This is a genomic window from Labrys sp. HAY1-8F (genome assembly GCF_056754975.1).
Genome location: NZ_JBPGWZ010000001.1, coordinates 1657598 through 1672457, shown reverse-complemented (window position 1 = coordinate 1672457; position 14860 = coordinate 1657598). Strand labels below are relative to the sequence as shown.

Here is a 14860-nt window from a genome sequence, read left to right as displayed (position 1 = left end):
CGGCCCTTGCCGTTCGATCCGAAGTTCTGGCGCATGCGCAGAGCCGCGACCGCCTTTGGCGACGGTGCGGTGCCGATGTCCCCTGTGGTCGCTTTGTCGTGACGACTTGGTCCTTCTTCGGTATCCTTGAAGACGGCAGGCGATCAAACGCCAATTTCGACCACGTCGGTTGACAAAAACTCATCTGACAATTCATCATCGGTGCATGGCACTCCCCTCACTCAATGGCATGCGCGCTTTCGAGGCCGCCGCGCGTCTCGGCAGCCTCAAGGAAGCGGCGGAAGAGCTGCATCTGACCCCGTCCGCCATCAGCCGCCACATCCGCACCCTCGAGACCACGCTGGGCCAGGAACTGTTCGAGCGCGGGTTTCGCCAGGTCACCCTGACGACGCGGGGGTCCTATTATGCGCGCTGCCTGTCGGAGGCCTTCGAGGCGATCTGGCGGGCCACGGACGATGTCAGCTTTCACGACGGCCCACGCCAGGGCAAGGCGCATCGCGTGCGGGTGCTATGCGTGCCCCCGGTGCTCAATCTGTGGCTGGCCGACCGGCTGCCGGGCTTTCGCCGCGAGCATCCCTCCGTGGATCTGGAGGTGATGACCTCGGGCAAGCGCGCCAATTTCGACTTGGCCATCGTCGACGAGTTCGACTACAAGGCCGGTCCCGCCTTGACGCTGCTGATCCCGCTGGTGCTGACGCCGGTTTGCGCCCCGTCACTACTGGAGGGGCCCCTGCCGCTGCGCTCGCCGGCGGATCTCATTCATCATCATCTGATACACGAATGCGAAACCACGCGATGGATGCGCTGGTTCGAGCAGGAAGGCGTGGCCTACAGCCCGCCTAAATCCGGCACCATCATGGATGATTGCACGCTGATCATGCGTGAAACCATCAACGGCGTTGGCATTGCCCTTGCCGACACCATGATGGCGCAGGATCTGCTGGAGCAGGGTCGGCTGGTCGCCCCGTTCCCCGCCCGCCATGTCTATCCGGCCGGCATCTATCTCTTTCGACGCCGAAGCGTGGGCAACAAGCAGGGCGCAAGCCTGTTCCAGGACTGGCTGCTGGCCGAGGTCGCCGAGCACAAACGGGCGATGGCGATCGCCTGAATCATATCAAATCGCCATGGACCTCATCTGCAGGACAATGGCGCGTGCCTCACGGCCGTGCTGGGCTGCAAGGCATGCCGGTCCTTCTGCGCTCAGCAACGCCGTATCGCGTGTCGCCAATTGGAGGGGGGCTTGCGTGACGGGCTTCAGGCTCCATGTCCCGCTGGCAGCGAAGACGATGACGAGATCGTCGGGCGGTATTTCATAGTCGCTGGGGGCGGCCAGCACCTTCTGCGCGACGTGGCGCCAGCGCTGACGGCTGGCCATGACGTTGAAGACCCGCACGGGCCCTTTGACCGGCCTGCCGATGGGGGCAAGGCCGGTATCGAAGCGGAATGGCGCGAAGGGCAGGAGCCGATGCCTGGAGTGCCCGAAGTCGAGCTCCAATTCCTCGCCCTCGATCAGGGTGATCACCCGCTCCGCACCGGGAAAGCTCGAGAAGGCGCCGTCCTCGAGGATCGGAGCGCTGCTGATCCTCACCTCGAAATCGTCGCGCGAGCCGCCTGGCGGCGAAAGATAGATCTCGTCGGTTTCCCCGCGCCCGTTCTTCCAGGGCAATGTCGCATAGGTGGTGCGGGCAAGGTGTTCGACGGCCATGACGGTCCAGTTTCGTTGGGGCAGGGATTTCGGTGGCGGCCGGCGCCGGTCAGGCCAGCCGATCGAGGAAGCGGAGGAGGCCCGGTGCCAGCGCCGCGCCTCGATCCGAGGCGATCGCTCCATCGGCGGCCAGATGAAGACGCCGGATGCCGCTGTCGGTTCTGCACAGATAGAAGCCGGCGGGCGGCCGGCAGAGCAGGGGGGAAAGGGTAAGCTGGGAGCCTGATGGGACGATTTCGGCAAGCCAGGGCGTGCCGAGCAGGGCATTGGCCGCCCGGAGGTCGCCAGCCCGTAGGAAGGCGCGAACCTGGCTGGACGAGCAGCGCTGGGCATTGGCCGAGACTTCCGGGACGCAGGTCACGCCGAAGCCGAGGGATCTGCCGAGATGGGTGAGCAGGTCGGCATCGCCGGCTCGCGACCGGCCGAAGCGGAAGTCGTCGCCTGCAACGACGTGGCTGATGCCGAGAGCCTGCTTGAGGATCCTGTGGGCAAATTCCGCCGGTGTCAGTGAGGCGAAGGCTGCATCGAAGGTCGGCGAGAAGACGTAGTCGAGCCCCAGGGCGCCAAAGCGACGGGCCTTCGTCGCAGGGGTGGTCAGGCGAAAGGGAGAATCCGCCGCGCAGAAGAAACTGCGCGGATGGGGCTCGCAGGACATCACGGCGATCGGCAGGTCCCCGCCGGCAATGATCTCGGCGGCATCGAGCAAGGCCTGGTGGCCGCGATGGAAGCCGTCGAAATTGCCGAGCAGCAGCACGGCGTCGCGGTCGGGGTCTCCAGCGGGCAGGCAATCGGCGACGTGGCGCAAGCCGCCGTGGCCTGCCGCCTGCCATTGCTCATGCTGGATAGGCTGTGTCCATGTCATTGGGCAAATCCCCGGAAGCGGCCCTGCTTCGACGCTCGAAGGCTAGCGATCCGCCGCAAAGACGGGAATTCGCATTTTCCGAAACGCTGCTTTGGGAAAACCGTGGCATGCCGACGGGGCAAGGCCGCTGCTTGGACGGAGTCTCCTTGATGAGATGGGTTATCATGCTATATAGATAACCATGATAATTTGGATTTGGAGCTGACGACATGACGACCGCCCAGGCACTCAAGGCATTGTCGGGGGTCACCACCATCACGGGGACCCCGGAAGAGGTGCGCGACGGCCTCGGCCATCTCGGCGCCAAGGGGACGCAGGTCATCGCCGTGACGCTGGACCAGGTCAGTTCTCCGGCGGTGAAGGTGCTCGCCCATACGTTCGAGAGCATCGCCCCGCTCGTTGGCGCAATCATGGCCCGGCGCGAGAAGGCCGCCCTCCAGTCGATCATCGAGGCCCTGGTGCCCCAGGTGCCGTTGCCCCAGCATATGCTGGCCGAGGCCAGGATGACGGCCGAGGCGCGCAAGGCCGTGCTGGAAGATGGCGAATGGCTCACTGCTGCCCAAGTTGCGGAGGTGGCGGGGTTCAGCGCGACCAATCCCAGTGCCCAGCCTAACAAGTGGAAGAAGGACGGGCAGATCTTCGCCATCCGCCATCAGGGTATCGACTATTTCCCCGGCTACGGCCTGGACCCCTCGACCGGCTATCGGCCGGCCAGGCCGCTGGGCGAAGTGCTGAAGATCTTCGGCCAGGCCAAGGATGGCTGGGGCGCGGCCTATTGGTTCGCCTCCGACAACAGCTATCTGGGCGGGGAGCGTCCTCAGGACCTGCTGGCGAGGGAGCCCGACCGGGTCATCGCGGCGGCCCGCGACGAAATGGAGGGCGTGCTGCATGGCTAGGGGCGCGCTGAGGCTTGCCAAGGCACGCCCGCTGACACCCGCATCGCCATCACAGCTTGCCGCCAAGACGACACTGATGACCTGGCCCAAGGGCCAGGTCATCCACCGGATTCACCTCGACAGATATGGGCCGGCCCAGTTCAATCCCGGCCTTGCCGGCAATGCCCGCTTCAGCCCGATCAAGAACGAGGAGGGTGCGCCGATCCCCACCCTTTATGGCGGCACCTCCCTCGACTGCGCCGCCATGGAGACCGTCTTCCACGATGTTCCCTTCACCGCGCGCCTGAAGACGCTCGACAAGGCCAGGCTTGCCGGCCAGGTGCATTCCCGGCTCGAGCCACGGCAGGATCTCCTGCTCGTCGATCTCAGCGCGACGGCCTTGCGCCGCCTCGGGGTACGCCGGACCCAGCTCATCGATACGGAAAAGGACCGCTATCCCGGCACGCGTGCCTGGGCCGCGGCCTTCCATGCGGCTCTTCCCGAGGCGCAGGGCCTGTGCTGGATTTCCCGGCAGGACGACCGCGCCCTCGCCCTCGTCCTGTTCGGCGATCGCCTTCCCGACGATGTCCTGGCTCCAGTGGGTGGGCAGCGTGTCCTTCTCGGCTCGGGCGAAGCCCTCACCGAGCTGACAGGGCTGGCCGACCGCATCGGCGTGAAACTGGTCGCGGGCAAGGCCTGACGGCGGAGCGTGGCTGTCTGTCCCGTCCGCACATCTCTGCAAGACCCTGTGGAACGCGAGAATCCCTCCCCGACTTCGGGGAGGGTGGACCGGCGAAGCCGGTTCGGGTGGGGGTGAGTGGCGCGATTTCGCCTTTATCTAACCGGCTTGCGCCACCCGCCCCCTTCCGTCACTGCTGCGCAGTGCCACCTTCCCCGACTTCGGGGAAGGATTTCCGCGCTCTATTCTGGCTCTGGGGAACTGCACTCCCGATGGACGCGAGAGCGGCTACCAGATGGTGTAGCCGCAATCGACGACGACGACGGCACCCGTCATGGCACTCGCGGCGTCGCTGGCCAGGAACAGGATGGCCGAAGCGATCTCGTCGGCGCGCGCCACGCGCTTCATCGGCGTCATCTCCATCCACACCGGGAACAGATCCGGCTTGTCGAAGCCGCCGCGCGACATCGGCGTGTCGACATAGGTCGGCGCCACGGCATTGACGCGTACGCCGTGGGGCGCCCATTCGCCGGCCAGCGATTTGGTCATGTGGTGCACGCCGGCCTTGGCGGCATTGTAGTGGACCTGGCGCTGGGGCTTGTTGGAGATGAGGCCGGACATCGAGCCCAGCGTAACGATGGAGCCCTTGCCACGCTGCAGCATCGCCCGCCCGAATTCGCGGCAACTCCAGTAGCAGCCGTTGAGGTCGACATCGATCACCTTGCGCCAGACCTCGTCGGTCATGTCCTCGCCGCCGGTATCTGGCCAGGCGATGCCGGCATTGGCGATCAGGATGTCGACGCCGCCATGGCGTTCATTGGCCTCGCGCGCGGCCCTGCCGACAGCATCGGCATCGGTGACGTCGAGCTCGACGGCATCGACGGTCCAGCCCTTGGCGGTCAAGGCCTCCCGGCCACTGGCGAGCACGGCCGGGTCGAGATCAGAGATCACCACCTTGGCGCCGGCCTCCAGCAAGGCCTCGGCGCTGGCGAGCCCAATGCCGCGGCCGCCGCCGGTGATGAAGGCCGACTGGCCGGATAGGTCGAATTTCTTCAAATACATCGCTGCAATATCCTCCAGACGAGAGAAGGGGCGATTTCTTCCAATCGACCTTCTCGCGAACTCTTTGTTTCGACGTGTTTTTCCTGATCGAGAAATCTATCGACTTCTCGATCAGGAAAATACTTGAGTGGTAGCGCCGTCACTTGACGGCGCCGAAGGTGAGACCTCGGACGAGCTGGCGCTGCGTGAGCCAGCCGAAGATCAGGATGGGGCCGATCGCCATCAGCGAAGCGGCGGAAAGCTTGGCCCAGAACAGGCCCTCGGGGCTCGAGAAGCGGGCGATGAAGGCGGTGAGCGGCGTGGCCTGCGTCACCGTGAGGTTGATGCTCCAGAACGCCTCGTTCCAGGACAGGATGATGGCCAGCAGCGCCGTGGAGGCGATGCCGGGCATGGTCATTGGCAGCAGCATCCACACGAATTGCTTGAGAGGGCCGGCGCCGTCCATGCGCGCCGCTTCCAGGATCTCCTTGGGCACGTCGCGAAAGAAGGTGAAGAGCATCCATACGATGATCGGCAGGTTGATCAGCGTGTAGAGGCCGGTCAGCCCCGCGAGCGAGTCCAGCAATCCCGCCCACTGAAACAGGAGATAGATCGGCACGAGCACGCCCACCGCCGGCATCATCTTGGTGGACAGCATCCACATCATCAGATCCTTGGCGCGGGGGCCCGGGAAGAAGGCGAGGGCGTAGGCCGCCGGCAGGCCGATGAGGATGCCGAGCACTGTCGAGCCGACCGAGATGATCACGCTGTTGGCGAAGAAGTGGAGATAGTCGGCGCTCTCCAGGATCTCCTCGAAATTGTGCAGGCTCGGCTGGAAGAACAGGATCGGGGGCGTGGCGATGGCCTGTTGCTCGGTCTTGAAGGCGGTGAGTATCATCCACAGGATGGGAAAGAACAGCACCAGAGTGAACAGCCAGCACAGCACGCTGACGATGATGCGACGGGTGAGTGAGACGGCCATCGATCAATCCTCCAGCGTGCGCGAAATCGTGCGCATGAGGAAAATGGCGACGAGGTTGGCGAGAACCACGGCGAGCATGCCGCCGGCCGAGGCGCCGCCGATGTCGGAATCGAGAAGGGCGGTCTTGTAGATCAGATAGGGCAGGGTGGTGGAGGCGTCACCCGGGCCGCCGGCGGTGGTGACCAGGATCTCGGCGAAGATCGAGAGCAGGAAGATGGTCTCGATCATCACCACGATGGTGATGGCCCGATAGAGGTGCGGCAGCATGATGTGGGCGAACAGCCGCAGCCCGTTGGCGCCGTCCATGCGAGCTGCTTCGATCTGCTCGCGGTCGAGCGATTGCAGCGAGGTCAGCAGGATCAGGAGGGCGAACGGGATCCATTGCCAGGCCACGATGATGATCACCGATAGCAATGGATAGTCGCTGAACCAGTCGATGACCGGCAGGCCCAGGGAACGTGAGATCCAAGCGAACAACCCGTTCACCGGATGCATCAGCAGGTTTTTCCACACCAGGGCGCCGACCGTGGGCATGATGAAGAAGGGCGCGATGCACAAAAGGCGCGCCAGTCCGCGGCCGAATACCGGCTGATCAAGCAGGATGGCGCCGAGGACGCCGACCACCACCGTAATCGCCAGCACACTCACCACCAGGATGACGGTGTTGAGGATGGCGTTCGTCAGCCCTGGATCCTCGAGCAGATAGCGGTAATTGTCGAGGCCGGCAAAACCGGTCTGGTCGAGATAGTTCAGATTATAGCGCTGGAACGACAGGTAGACCGTCAGTGCCAGCGGCACGATCATCCAGAAGAACAGCAACAGGACGGATGGCGCCAGCAGGGGACGCGTATCGACGCCGACGCCGCGGTGGCGAGCGAACAGGGCGACGGCCATGGAGCTCCTTTCGGATCGATCCTGGCGCGTTTGGCGATCCGGTCTGTGGTCCGGAAACGCAATAACGCGACGAAACTGGGGGGTGGGACGGGCAAAAGCCCTTGCTCGCCCGCCTTCCCCGGGGATTGGCGACGCGATCCCGATTGAGGCAGGATCGGGATCGCGCCGCCGAAGATGCGTTCCGGGAGAGAAAACGCATCTTGAGGGATTGCCGGGCGGTTCGCCCGGCAAGCTTGTTCCGGCCTATTTCTTCGGATAGCCGGCCTGGCGCATGGCGCGCTGGGTCAGCGACTGGGCCGCCGCCAGGCCCTGGTCGACCGTCTTCTTGCCGGCGATCACGGCGGCGAACTCCTGGCCGACCGCGGTGCCGATGCTCTGGAACTCGGGAATGCCGACGAAGGAGATGCCGCGATAGGGCACCTTCTCCTGGGTGGCGTCCGTCATGTTGGCGGTCTGGATGGTGTCCAGCGTCAGCTTGGCGAAGGGGGCGGCCTTGATGTAATCGGCATTGTCATAGGTTGACTGGCGCGTGCCGGGCGGCACGGTGACGATGCCGGAATAATCGGCGACCAGCTTGATATAGTCGGGCGAAGTGGCCCAGTAGATGAACTTCTTGGCCGCATCGGGTGCTTTGGAGGAAGCCGGCACCGCCAGCGCCCAGGACCACAGATAGTGGTTGCCCTTGTTGAACTTGCCATAGGGCGGGTGGGCATAGCCGAGCTTACCGACAACGCTGCTCTGCTTGGGATCGTTGAGGAAGCCGGCCGAGACGGTGGCGTCGACCCACATGCCGCATTTGCCGCTGGCGAACAAAGCAAGATTCTCATTGTAGCCGTTGGAGGCGGCGCCCGGCGGGCCATATTTCTTCAAAAGATCGACATAGGCAGTCAGGCCTTCCTTCCAGGCCGGCGTATCGAATTGAGGCTTCCACTCCATGTCGAACCAGCGTGCGCCATAGGAATTGGCGACCGGCGTGATCTGGCCGATATTCTCGCCCCAGCCGGGCTTGCCGCGCAGGCAGATGCCATAGACGCCGTGATCGGGATCATGGATCTTGGCGGCAAAGCCATCGATATCCTTCCAGGTCGGCTGCTCGGGCATGGTCAGGCCGGCCTTGTCGAACAGATCCTTGCGATAGAAGGTCATCTGGCTTTCGGCATAGAAGGGCAAGGCGTAGAGTTTGCCGTCATAGGACAGACCGTCGCGTACCGATTTGAGCACGTCGTCGAGTTTGTATTCGGCGGGCACGGCATCGAACGCCGTCAGCCAGTTGCGCTCGCCCCACATTGGCGCTTCGAACAGGCCGATGGTCATGACGTCATACTGGCCGCCCTTGGTGGCGATATCGGTGGTCAGGCGCTGGCGCAGGGTGTTTTCTTCCAGCACCACCCAATTCAGCTTGATGTCGGGATTCTTGGCTTCGAAATCCTTCGACAGCTTCTGCATCACCACCATGTCGTTGTTGTTGACGGTGGCGATGGTGAGCTTGGTTTCGGCCTGCGCCGGCAGGCCGGCGATGAACGCCGCCACCGCGCCAAGGCACAGTGTCTTGAGAGCTCGCATGGTTTCCTCCTCCTCCTTCTGGTGTCGTGTTCGACATCTCGATGCGCTGCAAAGTCGATGGCCGGCCCGTCCCTGGCGCGAAGACAAGAGTCCCCGTGTTGCAGCATTGGAAAAATGCGCAAGCTTCATCCAAATTCGGGCAAGACAGGCGAGTTTTGGCAGCGATTGCTAGCGGGCCAGGCTATTTTCCTCCGGGTGTTGGTAATTTTCTCTCATATTTTTTCATAACATTCCAAAAGTTATCATGGAGATTGTTTAAGTCAACAACGAAGCTGCCGGCAGCGGGCGCGATCTGCTGTCATCCGGAGGGGGCTGGATTTCCAGGCGCATGGCGGCGGGTGACTTCTCCTTTCCACGGGGTTTCGCACAGCCTTGACGAGGAGCGGTTTGCCTCCCGGCTTCAGAGCGGCGATGCTAGGAGAGATCGTTTTGTGAAAGGACCGCGCCTGTGGCGCGGAAGGGGAGATGATGTCCGGTTCCGACGACGGTGCTCTCGTCATGGATTTGTTGAGGGTACTAGCCGTCTTCGCTCTCGTCGCCGCCAACGGGTTTTTCGTGGCGGCCGAATTCTCGCTCGTCGCGGTTCGCCGCAGCAGGGTGGCCGAACTTGCCGCGGCGGGGCGGACGAATGCCCGGCCGCTTTTGCGCGCCATCGACAATCTCGACGCCAATCTGGCGGCAACCCAGCTCGGCATCACCATCTCGTCCCTGGCCCTGGGCTGGATCGGCGAGCCGGCACTTGCCCACCTCATCGAACCGCTGCTCGGCTGGCTGCCTGGTGGGATCGCCACCGTCGGCGCGCACGCCATTGCCGTCGCCATCGCCTTCGTGATCATTACGGCTCTCCACATCGTCCTGGGCGAGCTCGCGCCCAAGAGCCTGGCCCTGCAGCGCAGCGAGGGAACCGCGCTATGGATCGTCAGGCCGCTGGGATTGTTCCTGTTCCTGCTGCGCCCGGCCATCCTCATGCTGAACGGCCTCGGCAATTTGGTGCTGCGGGCGTGTGGATTGCAGCCCGGTTCCGGAGAGGAATCGCTGCATTCGCCCGAGGAACTCAAATTGCTGGTCCGGGCCAGCCAGGATGCCGGCATCCTGCAGGATGCCCAGGAGGAGGTGATGGTGCGCGTGCTCAGCATCGGCGGGCGCCGCATCAGCGATATCATGACCCCACGGCGCGAGATCGACTGGGTCGATATCGACGACGATCCCAAGGAGACGCTGCGCATCATCCGCGAATGTCGTCACGACCATCTCCTGGTGGGGCGCGGCAATATCGACGAGCCGCTTGGCATGATCGTCAAGCAGGACCTGCTCGACCGGGTACTGGATGGCGAGAGGCTCGATCCGCTTGCCGCCATCCGCCAGCCGATCATCGTGCATGAGGCCATGCCGATCTTCCGGGTGCTCGACCAGTTCAAGCGGACCCCGATCAGGCTTGCCCTCATCGTCGACGAATATGGTGGCCTCGAAGGCATCGTCACCCAGACGGACCTGCTCGAGGCGATGGCGGGCGACATGCCCGAGGTCGAAGGGGAAGAGCCCGATATCGTCGAGCGCCAGGACGGCTCCCTGCTGATCGACGGCATGATGCCGGCCTATGCCGCATTCGACCGGCTGCAACTGCATACGCGGCCGCAGGACCGCGACTTCCACACCATTGCCGGCTTTGCGCTCTCGCAGCTCGGCCACCTGCCGGATGTCGGCGAGCAGTTCGATTATGGCGGCTGGGTGTTCGAGATCATCGACATGGACGACCGCCGCATCGACAAGCTCCTGGCGCGCCGGGTGGACAGGGCCGAGCCGTGAGGGTGGAAGCCACATAACTCAGATCGCGACGATTAAGGCGCGACTTGCCTTCTCTACGGAGTGATGCAGCACATTACGGGCAATCAGCCGGAATGACGGCCTTCGTGCCGAGCGACTTCAGTTCGTCGATCGAAGCGATGCCCATTAGCGCCAGCGTGATCGAGACTTCCCGGGTGAGGATGTCGATCACGTCGGCGACTCCGGCCTGACCCGCGGCGGCGAGGCCATAGGTATAGGCCCGGCCCAGCATGACACCGTCGGCGCCGAGCCCGATGGCCTTGATGATGTCGGCGCCGCGGCGAATGCCGCCATCGAGCATCAGGCAGAAGTCGGGACCAACAGCCCGGCGGATGGCGGGCAGGGCTGCGATGGTACTCGATGCGCCGTCGAGCTGGCGTCCGCCATGGTTGGAGATCACCACGCCGTCCAGGCCGATCGCCTTGGCCCGCTCAGCATCCTCGGGGGCGAGAACGCCCTTGACGACCAGCCTGCCCTGCCAACGCTCGCGCAGCCAGGCCATGTCCTTCCACGACACCGTCTTGTCGATGTGACGCGAGAGATTGGCGGCCTGTTCGAGCGCGCCGCGCCCGAATTCGCGCCGGTGCTCGATCGCCCGGACGCTGGGCATGCCGCCCGCGGCCACGTCGAGAAGCCAGCCCGGCTTGCGAGCGAGGCCAAGGAAAAGCCCCGGCGTCACCCGCGTCAGCGAACGGAAGCCGTTGCGGACGTCGCGTTCCCGGATGCCGGTGATCGCGGTGTCGACGGTCACGAACAGCGTGTCGGCGCCGGCGGCGCGGGCTCCTTCCAGGAACTCCTCACAAAGCGAGCGGTCGTCGAGCATATAGAGCTGGAAGTGGAGCACGCCCTTGCTCGCTCGCCTGACATCGGCGAGCGAGGCGATGGAGAAGTTGGAAAGGCAGAGCGCGATCCCCGCCTCATGCGCCGCCAGGGCCGCCTTCTCCTCGCCTTTGCCGGCATAGAGGCCGAGGAAGCCGACCGGCCCCAGCATGAAGGGCAGGGGATAGCGCATGCCGAGATAATGCGTGGAGAGGTCCTGCTCACGCGGCTCCACCAGTACGTTCTGGCGAAGCGTCAGCCGGGCAAAATCGTCGCGATTGGCCCGAAGCGTATCCTCCTCGAAGGATCCGCCATCGATATAGTCGAAGAAGATCTTCGGGAGGCGGCGGCGGGCCGCCTCCCGATAGTCGTGCACGTTCACCAATTGCATGGAATTACGCCGTGATGGGATCGAGGGTGTCGAGGAACAGCGAGCAGGCGTTCAGTCATGAACACGCTTTGCTCCTGTATGAAGGTAACGGCTGCCCAGCGAATAGCGGCTGCCGACATAGGTGAAGGTGTTCACGGTCGCGACAACCGGCCCCGAGAAGGTCTTGCGGTGCAGGACGAGGCAGCTGTCGCCGGGGCGGATATGGAGCAGGCGCGCGGTTTCCTCCCCCGCCGGCAAGGCGCTGATCAGATGCTCCACCTCGGTGAGCGGCGTCGATTGCTGCAGATATTCGTAGGTCGCCGCAACCGTGTAGTCCTGGTCGAGATAGCCGCTGACCAGATCGGTGTTGACATAGCGCTCTTCGAGCTGCACCGGCACGCCGTTCTCGAAATGGATGACGATCGAGTGGTCGACCGGCTTGATCGCCTCGAATTCGAAGGCGATCATCAGTTCGGGCGTGGGCTGCGATATGCGTTCGAGCGTGACGACCTCGGCGCGATGGCGGCTGCCGCGTGCCTTGATCTCGGTGGCGATATTGCTGATCTCGATGAGCGTCGATTGCGGTTTAGGCGGCGCCACGAAGGTGCCGACTCCAGGAATGCGGCGCAAATGCCCCTGCACCGTCAGCTCGCGCAAGGCCCGGTGCACGGTCATGCGCGAGACGCCGAGAGCAGCGACGAGGTCGTGCTCCGAAGGCAGCCGCGCATGGCGCCCCCATTTGCCGCTGGCGATGTTGCCGAGGACGAAGTCCTTGACCTTCTCGTAGAGGGGAGAGGCGGAGTCGGAAAGAACGTCCATGGTCCTGTCTCCTGCTTGGGGGGGTCGAGAAAGCCTGTCGGGTCATGCAATCGGGAAAATAAAGGCCTGCTAATCCGTGAGCTGGACGATGGTTTTTAGTTTCGCGCTTGGACCGGCCAGCAAACGCTCATAGGCCGCCGGGATCTCGTCGAGGGCTGGCAGGACTTCGCAGAGTTGTTCCAGCGCTCCTTGCAACTGACCCAGCAGCGAGGTGGCCTGCACGAGCTCGTCGTCGGCGAAGGCGTGGCAGCCGATCAAGGCGATCTCGCGTTCGACCAGCTCAGTGGGGTCGAGGTCCAGCCTGCCGTGGCCGATGCCGACGAGGCAGAGAGCCCCCGCGCCGGAGAGGAGGCCGAGCGTCGTGGCGATTGCCCCGGCATGTCCCGTCGCATCGATGGCATGACGCAGTCGCCGCTCCCCAAGCGCAGCGGCGATGTCGTCGGCCGCCAGGCCGATCCGCCTGCCTCCGCTCAGGGCGGACACCAAGTCGGCGCGCGCGGCGTTGGGTTCGCTGAGCAGTATGGGGCCATCGTGCAGATGGGCGAGCAGCAGGGTGCACAATCCCCCGATCGTGCCGCAGCCGACCACGAGGACCGGCTCGCCGCGCGATGCGGCGAGGCGCCGTACCGCGTGCAGCGCCACTGCCAGCGGCTCGGCCATGGCGGCGATCCGCGGCGGCAGCGAAGGCGCGTGCGGCACGAGCAACCGGGCCGGCAATTGCACGGCATCCGCAAAGCCTCCGTCGCAGGCCTCGCCGACGAAGCCGAGATTCTCGCAGACATTGTGCCGCCGGTCGGCACAGGCGGCGCAATTTCCGCACCAGAATCTCGAATCGGCGACGACGACATCGCCGACCGCAAACCCGCTCACACCCTCACCGATCGCTGTCACACGGCCGCAGAACTCGTGGCCCGCAACCGAGGGGCGGCGGGTGATCCACTGGCCGGTCCGGTAATTGTGCAGGTCCGAGCCGCAGATGCCGGCGGCCCTGACTGCGAGATTGACATGGCCGGGCGGCGGGGAAGAGGGGGCCTCGACCGCCTCCACGCGCAGGTCCCTGACATCGTACAGCCGGACCGCCTTCATCGCTCAGCCGCCCTTCTTCTTCAGATAGGCTTCGCGGATCGGCGAGACGGCATTGGCATGGGAGGAAAAGCCCTCATAGAGCGCCAGCTTGTGGGAGTGGCGGGCGAATTCCGCATAGGCCGGCGCGGTGACATAGCCGATCGAAGAACGCTTGACGAAATCGGTCACCGAAAGCGGACCGTAGGTGCGGGCCCAGCGGCTGGTCGGGAGCACGGCATTCGGCCCGAGCGAGAAATTGGCGATGCTGACCGGCGTGTGCGTCCCCATCAGGATCTCAGCGGCCTCGGTGATGTGGCCGAGATGAATGAAGGGCTCCTCGGACAGAATTTCCAGGTGCTCGGGCGCATAGTCATTGACGAACTGGTAGCTCTCCTCGATCGATGAGGTCAGCACCACGCCGCCGGTGCTGCCCGTCAGCACGGCCTTGGAGAAGGTGACGCGCTGCTCGGTCATGCGGGCCCAATGCTCGGGCAGCGCGGCGAGCGCCTCTTCGGCAACCCGGCGGCTATGGGTGACCAGATAGGCCGAGGAATCCGGCCCGTGCTCGGCCTCGATCAGCAAATCGAGTGCGGCGAGGCCGCCATGCACGGTGTCATCGGCCAGGATCATCACCTCGGAGGGACCGGCCGGCAGGCCGGTATCGATGACGCCCGACAATAGGCGCTTGGCGGCAACGACCCAAGGGCTGCCGGGGCCGACGATCTTGAGGGCCGGCTTGACGGTCTCGGTGCCATAGGCGACGGCCGCGACCGCCTGTGCCCCGCCGACCTTGTAGACGGTCTCCACTCCCGCGAGCCTAGCGGCGACCAGCGTGGCCGCATCGACCGAGCCGTCGGGCGCCGGCGGCGTGACGATGGCAAGGTTGGGAACGCCGGCGACCACGGCCGGAACCGAGGTCATCATGGTCACGGACGGGAAGGAACCCTTGCCGCGCGGCACATAGAGGGCGACCGACTGGATCGGGGTGAAGCGGTCGCCGGCATAGGCGCCCGGCCGGATTTCCTTCAGCCACATGGCCTCGGGCTTCTGCTCCTCGTGGAAGCGGCGGATATTGTCGATGCCGAAGGTGATCGCCTGGATGACGTCGCCATCGACCTGCTTGAAGGCGGCATCGAATTCGGCCGGCGTGACTTTGAGGTTGGCCTCGGTCACCTCGGCCCTGTCCAGTTCCCGGCCGAAGCGGGCCAGCGCGGCATCGCCCTCGGTCCTGACCGCCTCGAGGATCGGCGCGACCTTCTCGATGAATTTGGAAATGTCCGTTTCCGAACGGCGCAACAGGGCGGCCTTCTCCTCCGCGCTGAGGCTGGCATAGTCGTAGAAGCGGGCTGAGGTCATCGTTCT

Annotated in this window: 14 protein-coding genes; 4 read left to right on the top strand and 10 right to left on the bottom strand. The window is 64.5% G+C overall.

Features of this window, described 5'->3' with window-relative positions:
* Positions 1-205 precede the first annotated feature (205 nt).
* Positions 206-1108, top strand: a complete 903-nt coding sequence (locus ACR9ZN_RS07720) for a LysR substrate-binding domain-containing protein (protein WP_441771598.1) — start codon at positions 206-208, stop codon at positions 1106-1108.
* A 6-nt stretch (positions 1109-1114) separates the two neighbouring features.
* Here the strand turns inward: ACR9ZN_RS07720 and ACR9ZN_RS07715 are convergent, their stop codons facing one another.
* Positions 1115-1705, bottom strand: a complete 591-nt coding sequence (locus ACR9ZN_RS07715; protein WP_454816945.1) for a HutD/Ves family protein — start codon at positions 1703-1705, stop codon at positions 1115-1117.
* A 49-nt stretch (positions 1706-1754) separates the two neighbouring features.
* The gene (locus ACR9ZN_RS07710; RefSeq protein ID WP_481271828.1) at positions 1755-2567 is read right to left on the bottom strand and encodes a hypothetical protein; all 813 of its coding nucleotides are present in this window, start codon (positions 2565-2567) and stop codon (positions 1755-1757) included.
* Positions 2568-2776: 209 nt separating this feature from the next.
* Between ACR9ZN_RS07710 and ACR9ZN_RS07705 the strand changes: the two genes are divergently transcribed.
* Together ACR9ZN_RS07705 and ACR9ZN_RS07700 are read left to right on the top strand one after the other, a co-directional pair.
* Positions 2777-3463 (top strand): hypothetical protein, encoded by a 687-nt coding sequence (locus ACR9ZN_RS07705; RefSeq protein ID WP_481271827.1) that lies wholly within the window; start codon positions 2777-2779, stop codon positions 3461-3463.
* Positions 3456-4142 (top strand): RES family NAD+ phosphorylase, encoded by a 687-nt coding sequence (locus tag ACR9ZN_RS07700; protein ID WP_481271826.1) that lies wholly within the window; start codon positions 3456-3458, stop codon positions 4140-4142. The genes ACR9ZN_RS07705 and ACR9ZN_RS07700 overlap by 8 nt, the downstream gene beginning before the upstream one ends.
* A gap of 267 nt (positions 4143-4409) precedes the next feature.
* On the opposite strand, the gene ACR9ZN_RS07695 is transcribed toward ACR9ZN_RS07700, so the two are convergent.
* From ACR9ZN_RS07695 to ACR9ZN_RS07680, 4 genes are all read right to left on the bottom strand, one after another.
* On the bottom strand, positions 4410-5183 hold the full coding sequence (locus tag ACR9ZN_RS07695) for an SDR family NAD(P)-dependent oxidoreductase (RefSeq protein WP_434959974.1): 774 nt from the start codon (positions 5181-5183) through the stop codon (positions 4410-4412).
* A 139-nt stretch (positions 5184-5322) separates the two neighbouring features.
* The gene (locus ACR9ZN_RS07690) at positions 5323-6144 is read right to left on the bottom strand and encodes a carbohydrate ABC transporter permease (protein ID WP_454816955.1); all 822 of its coding nucleotides are present in this window, start codon (positions 6142-6144) and stop codon (positions 5323-5325) included.
* Between the two features lie 3 nt (positions 6145-6147).
* Positions 6148-7038: a carbohydrate ABC transporter permease gene (locus tag ACR9ZN_RS07685; RefSeq protein WP_454816957.1), complete on the bottom strand. Its 891-nt coding sequence runs from the start codon at positions 7036-7038 to the stop codon at positions 6148-6150.
* Positions 7039-7281: 243 nt separating this feature from the next.
* Positions 7282-8601, bottom strand: a complete 1320-nt coding sequence (locus ACR9ZN_RS07680; protein ID WP_481271825.1) for an ABC transporter substrate-binding protein — start codon at positions 8599-8601, stop codon at positions 7282-7284.
* A 468-nt stretch (positions 8602-9069) separates the two neighbouring features.
* On the opposite strand from ACR9ZN_RS07680, the gene ACR9ZN_RS07675 reads away from it, so the two are divergent.
* On the top strand, positions 9070-10407 hold the full coding sequence (locus tag ACR9ZN_RS07675) for a hemolysin family protein (protein ID WP_454819250.1): 1338 nt from the start codon (positions 9070-9072) through the stop codon (positions 10405-10407).
* Positions 10408-10480: 73 nt separating this feature from the next.
* Here the strand turns inward: ACR9ZN_RS07675 and ACR9ZN_RS07670 are convergent, their stop codons facing one another.
* The 4 genes from ACR9ZN_RS07670 to hisD form a co-directional block, all read right to left on the bottom strand.
* A complete protein-coding gene (locus ACR9ZN_RS07670) occupies positions 10481-11635 on the bottom strand; it encodes an alpha-hydroxy acid oxidase (protein ID WP_481271824.1) in 1155 nt (384 codons plus the stop codon).
* Between the two features lie 51 nt (positions 11636-11686).
* On the bottom strand, positions 11687-12433 hold the full coding sequence (gene hutC / locus ACR9ZN_RS07665; protein WP_441771607.1) for a histidine utilization repressor: 747 nt from the start codon (positions 12431-12433) through the stop codon (positions 11687-11689).
* Positions 12434-12502: 69 nt separating this feature from the next.
* Positions 12503-13519 (bottom strand): zinc-dependent alcohol dehydrogenase, encoded by a 1017-nt coding sequence (locus tag ACR9ZN_RS07660; protein WP_481271823.1) that lies wholly within the window; start codon positions 13517-13519, stop codon positions 12503-12505.
* Between the two features lie 3 nt (positions 13520-13522).
* The gene (hisD, locus tag ACR9ZN_RS07655; protein ID WP_441771609.1) at positions 13523-14854 is read right to left on the bottom strand and encodes a histidinol dehydrogenase; all 1332 of its coding nucleotides are present in this window, start codon (positions 14852-14854) and stop codon (positions 13523-13525) included.
* Positions 14855-14860 lie beyond the last annotated feature (6 nt).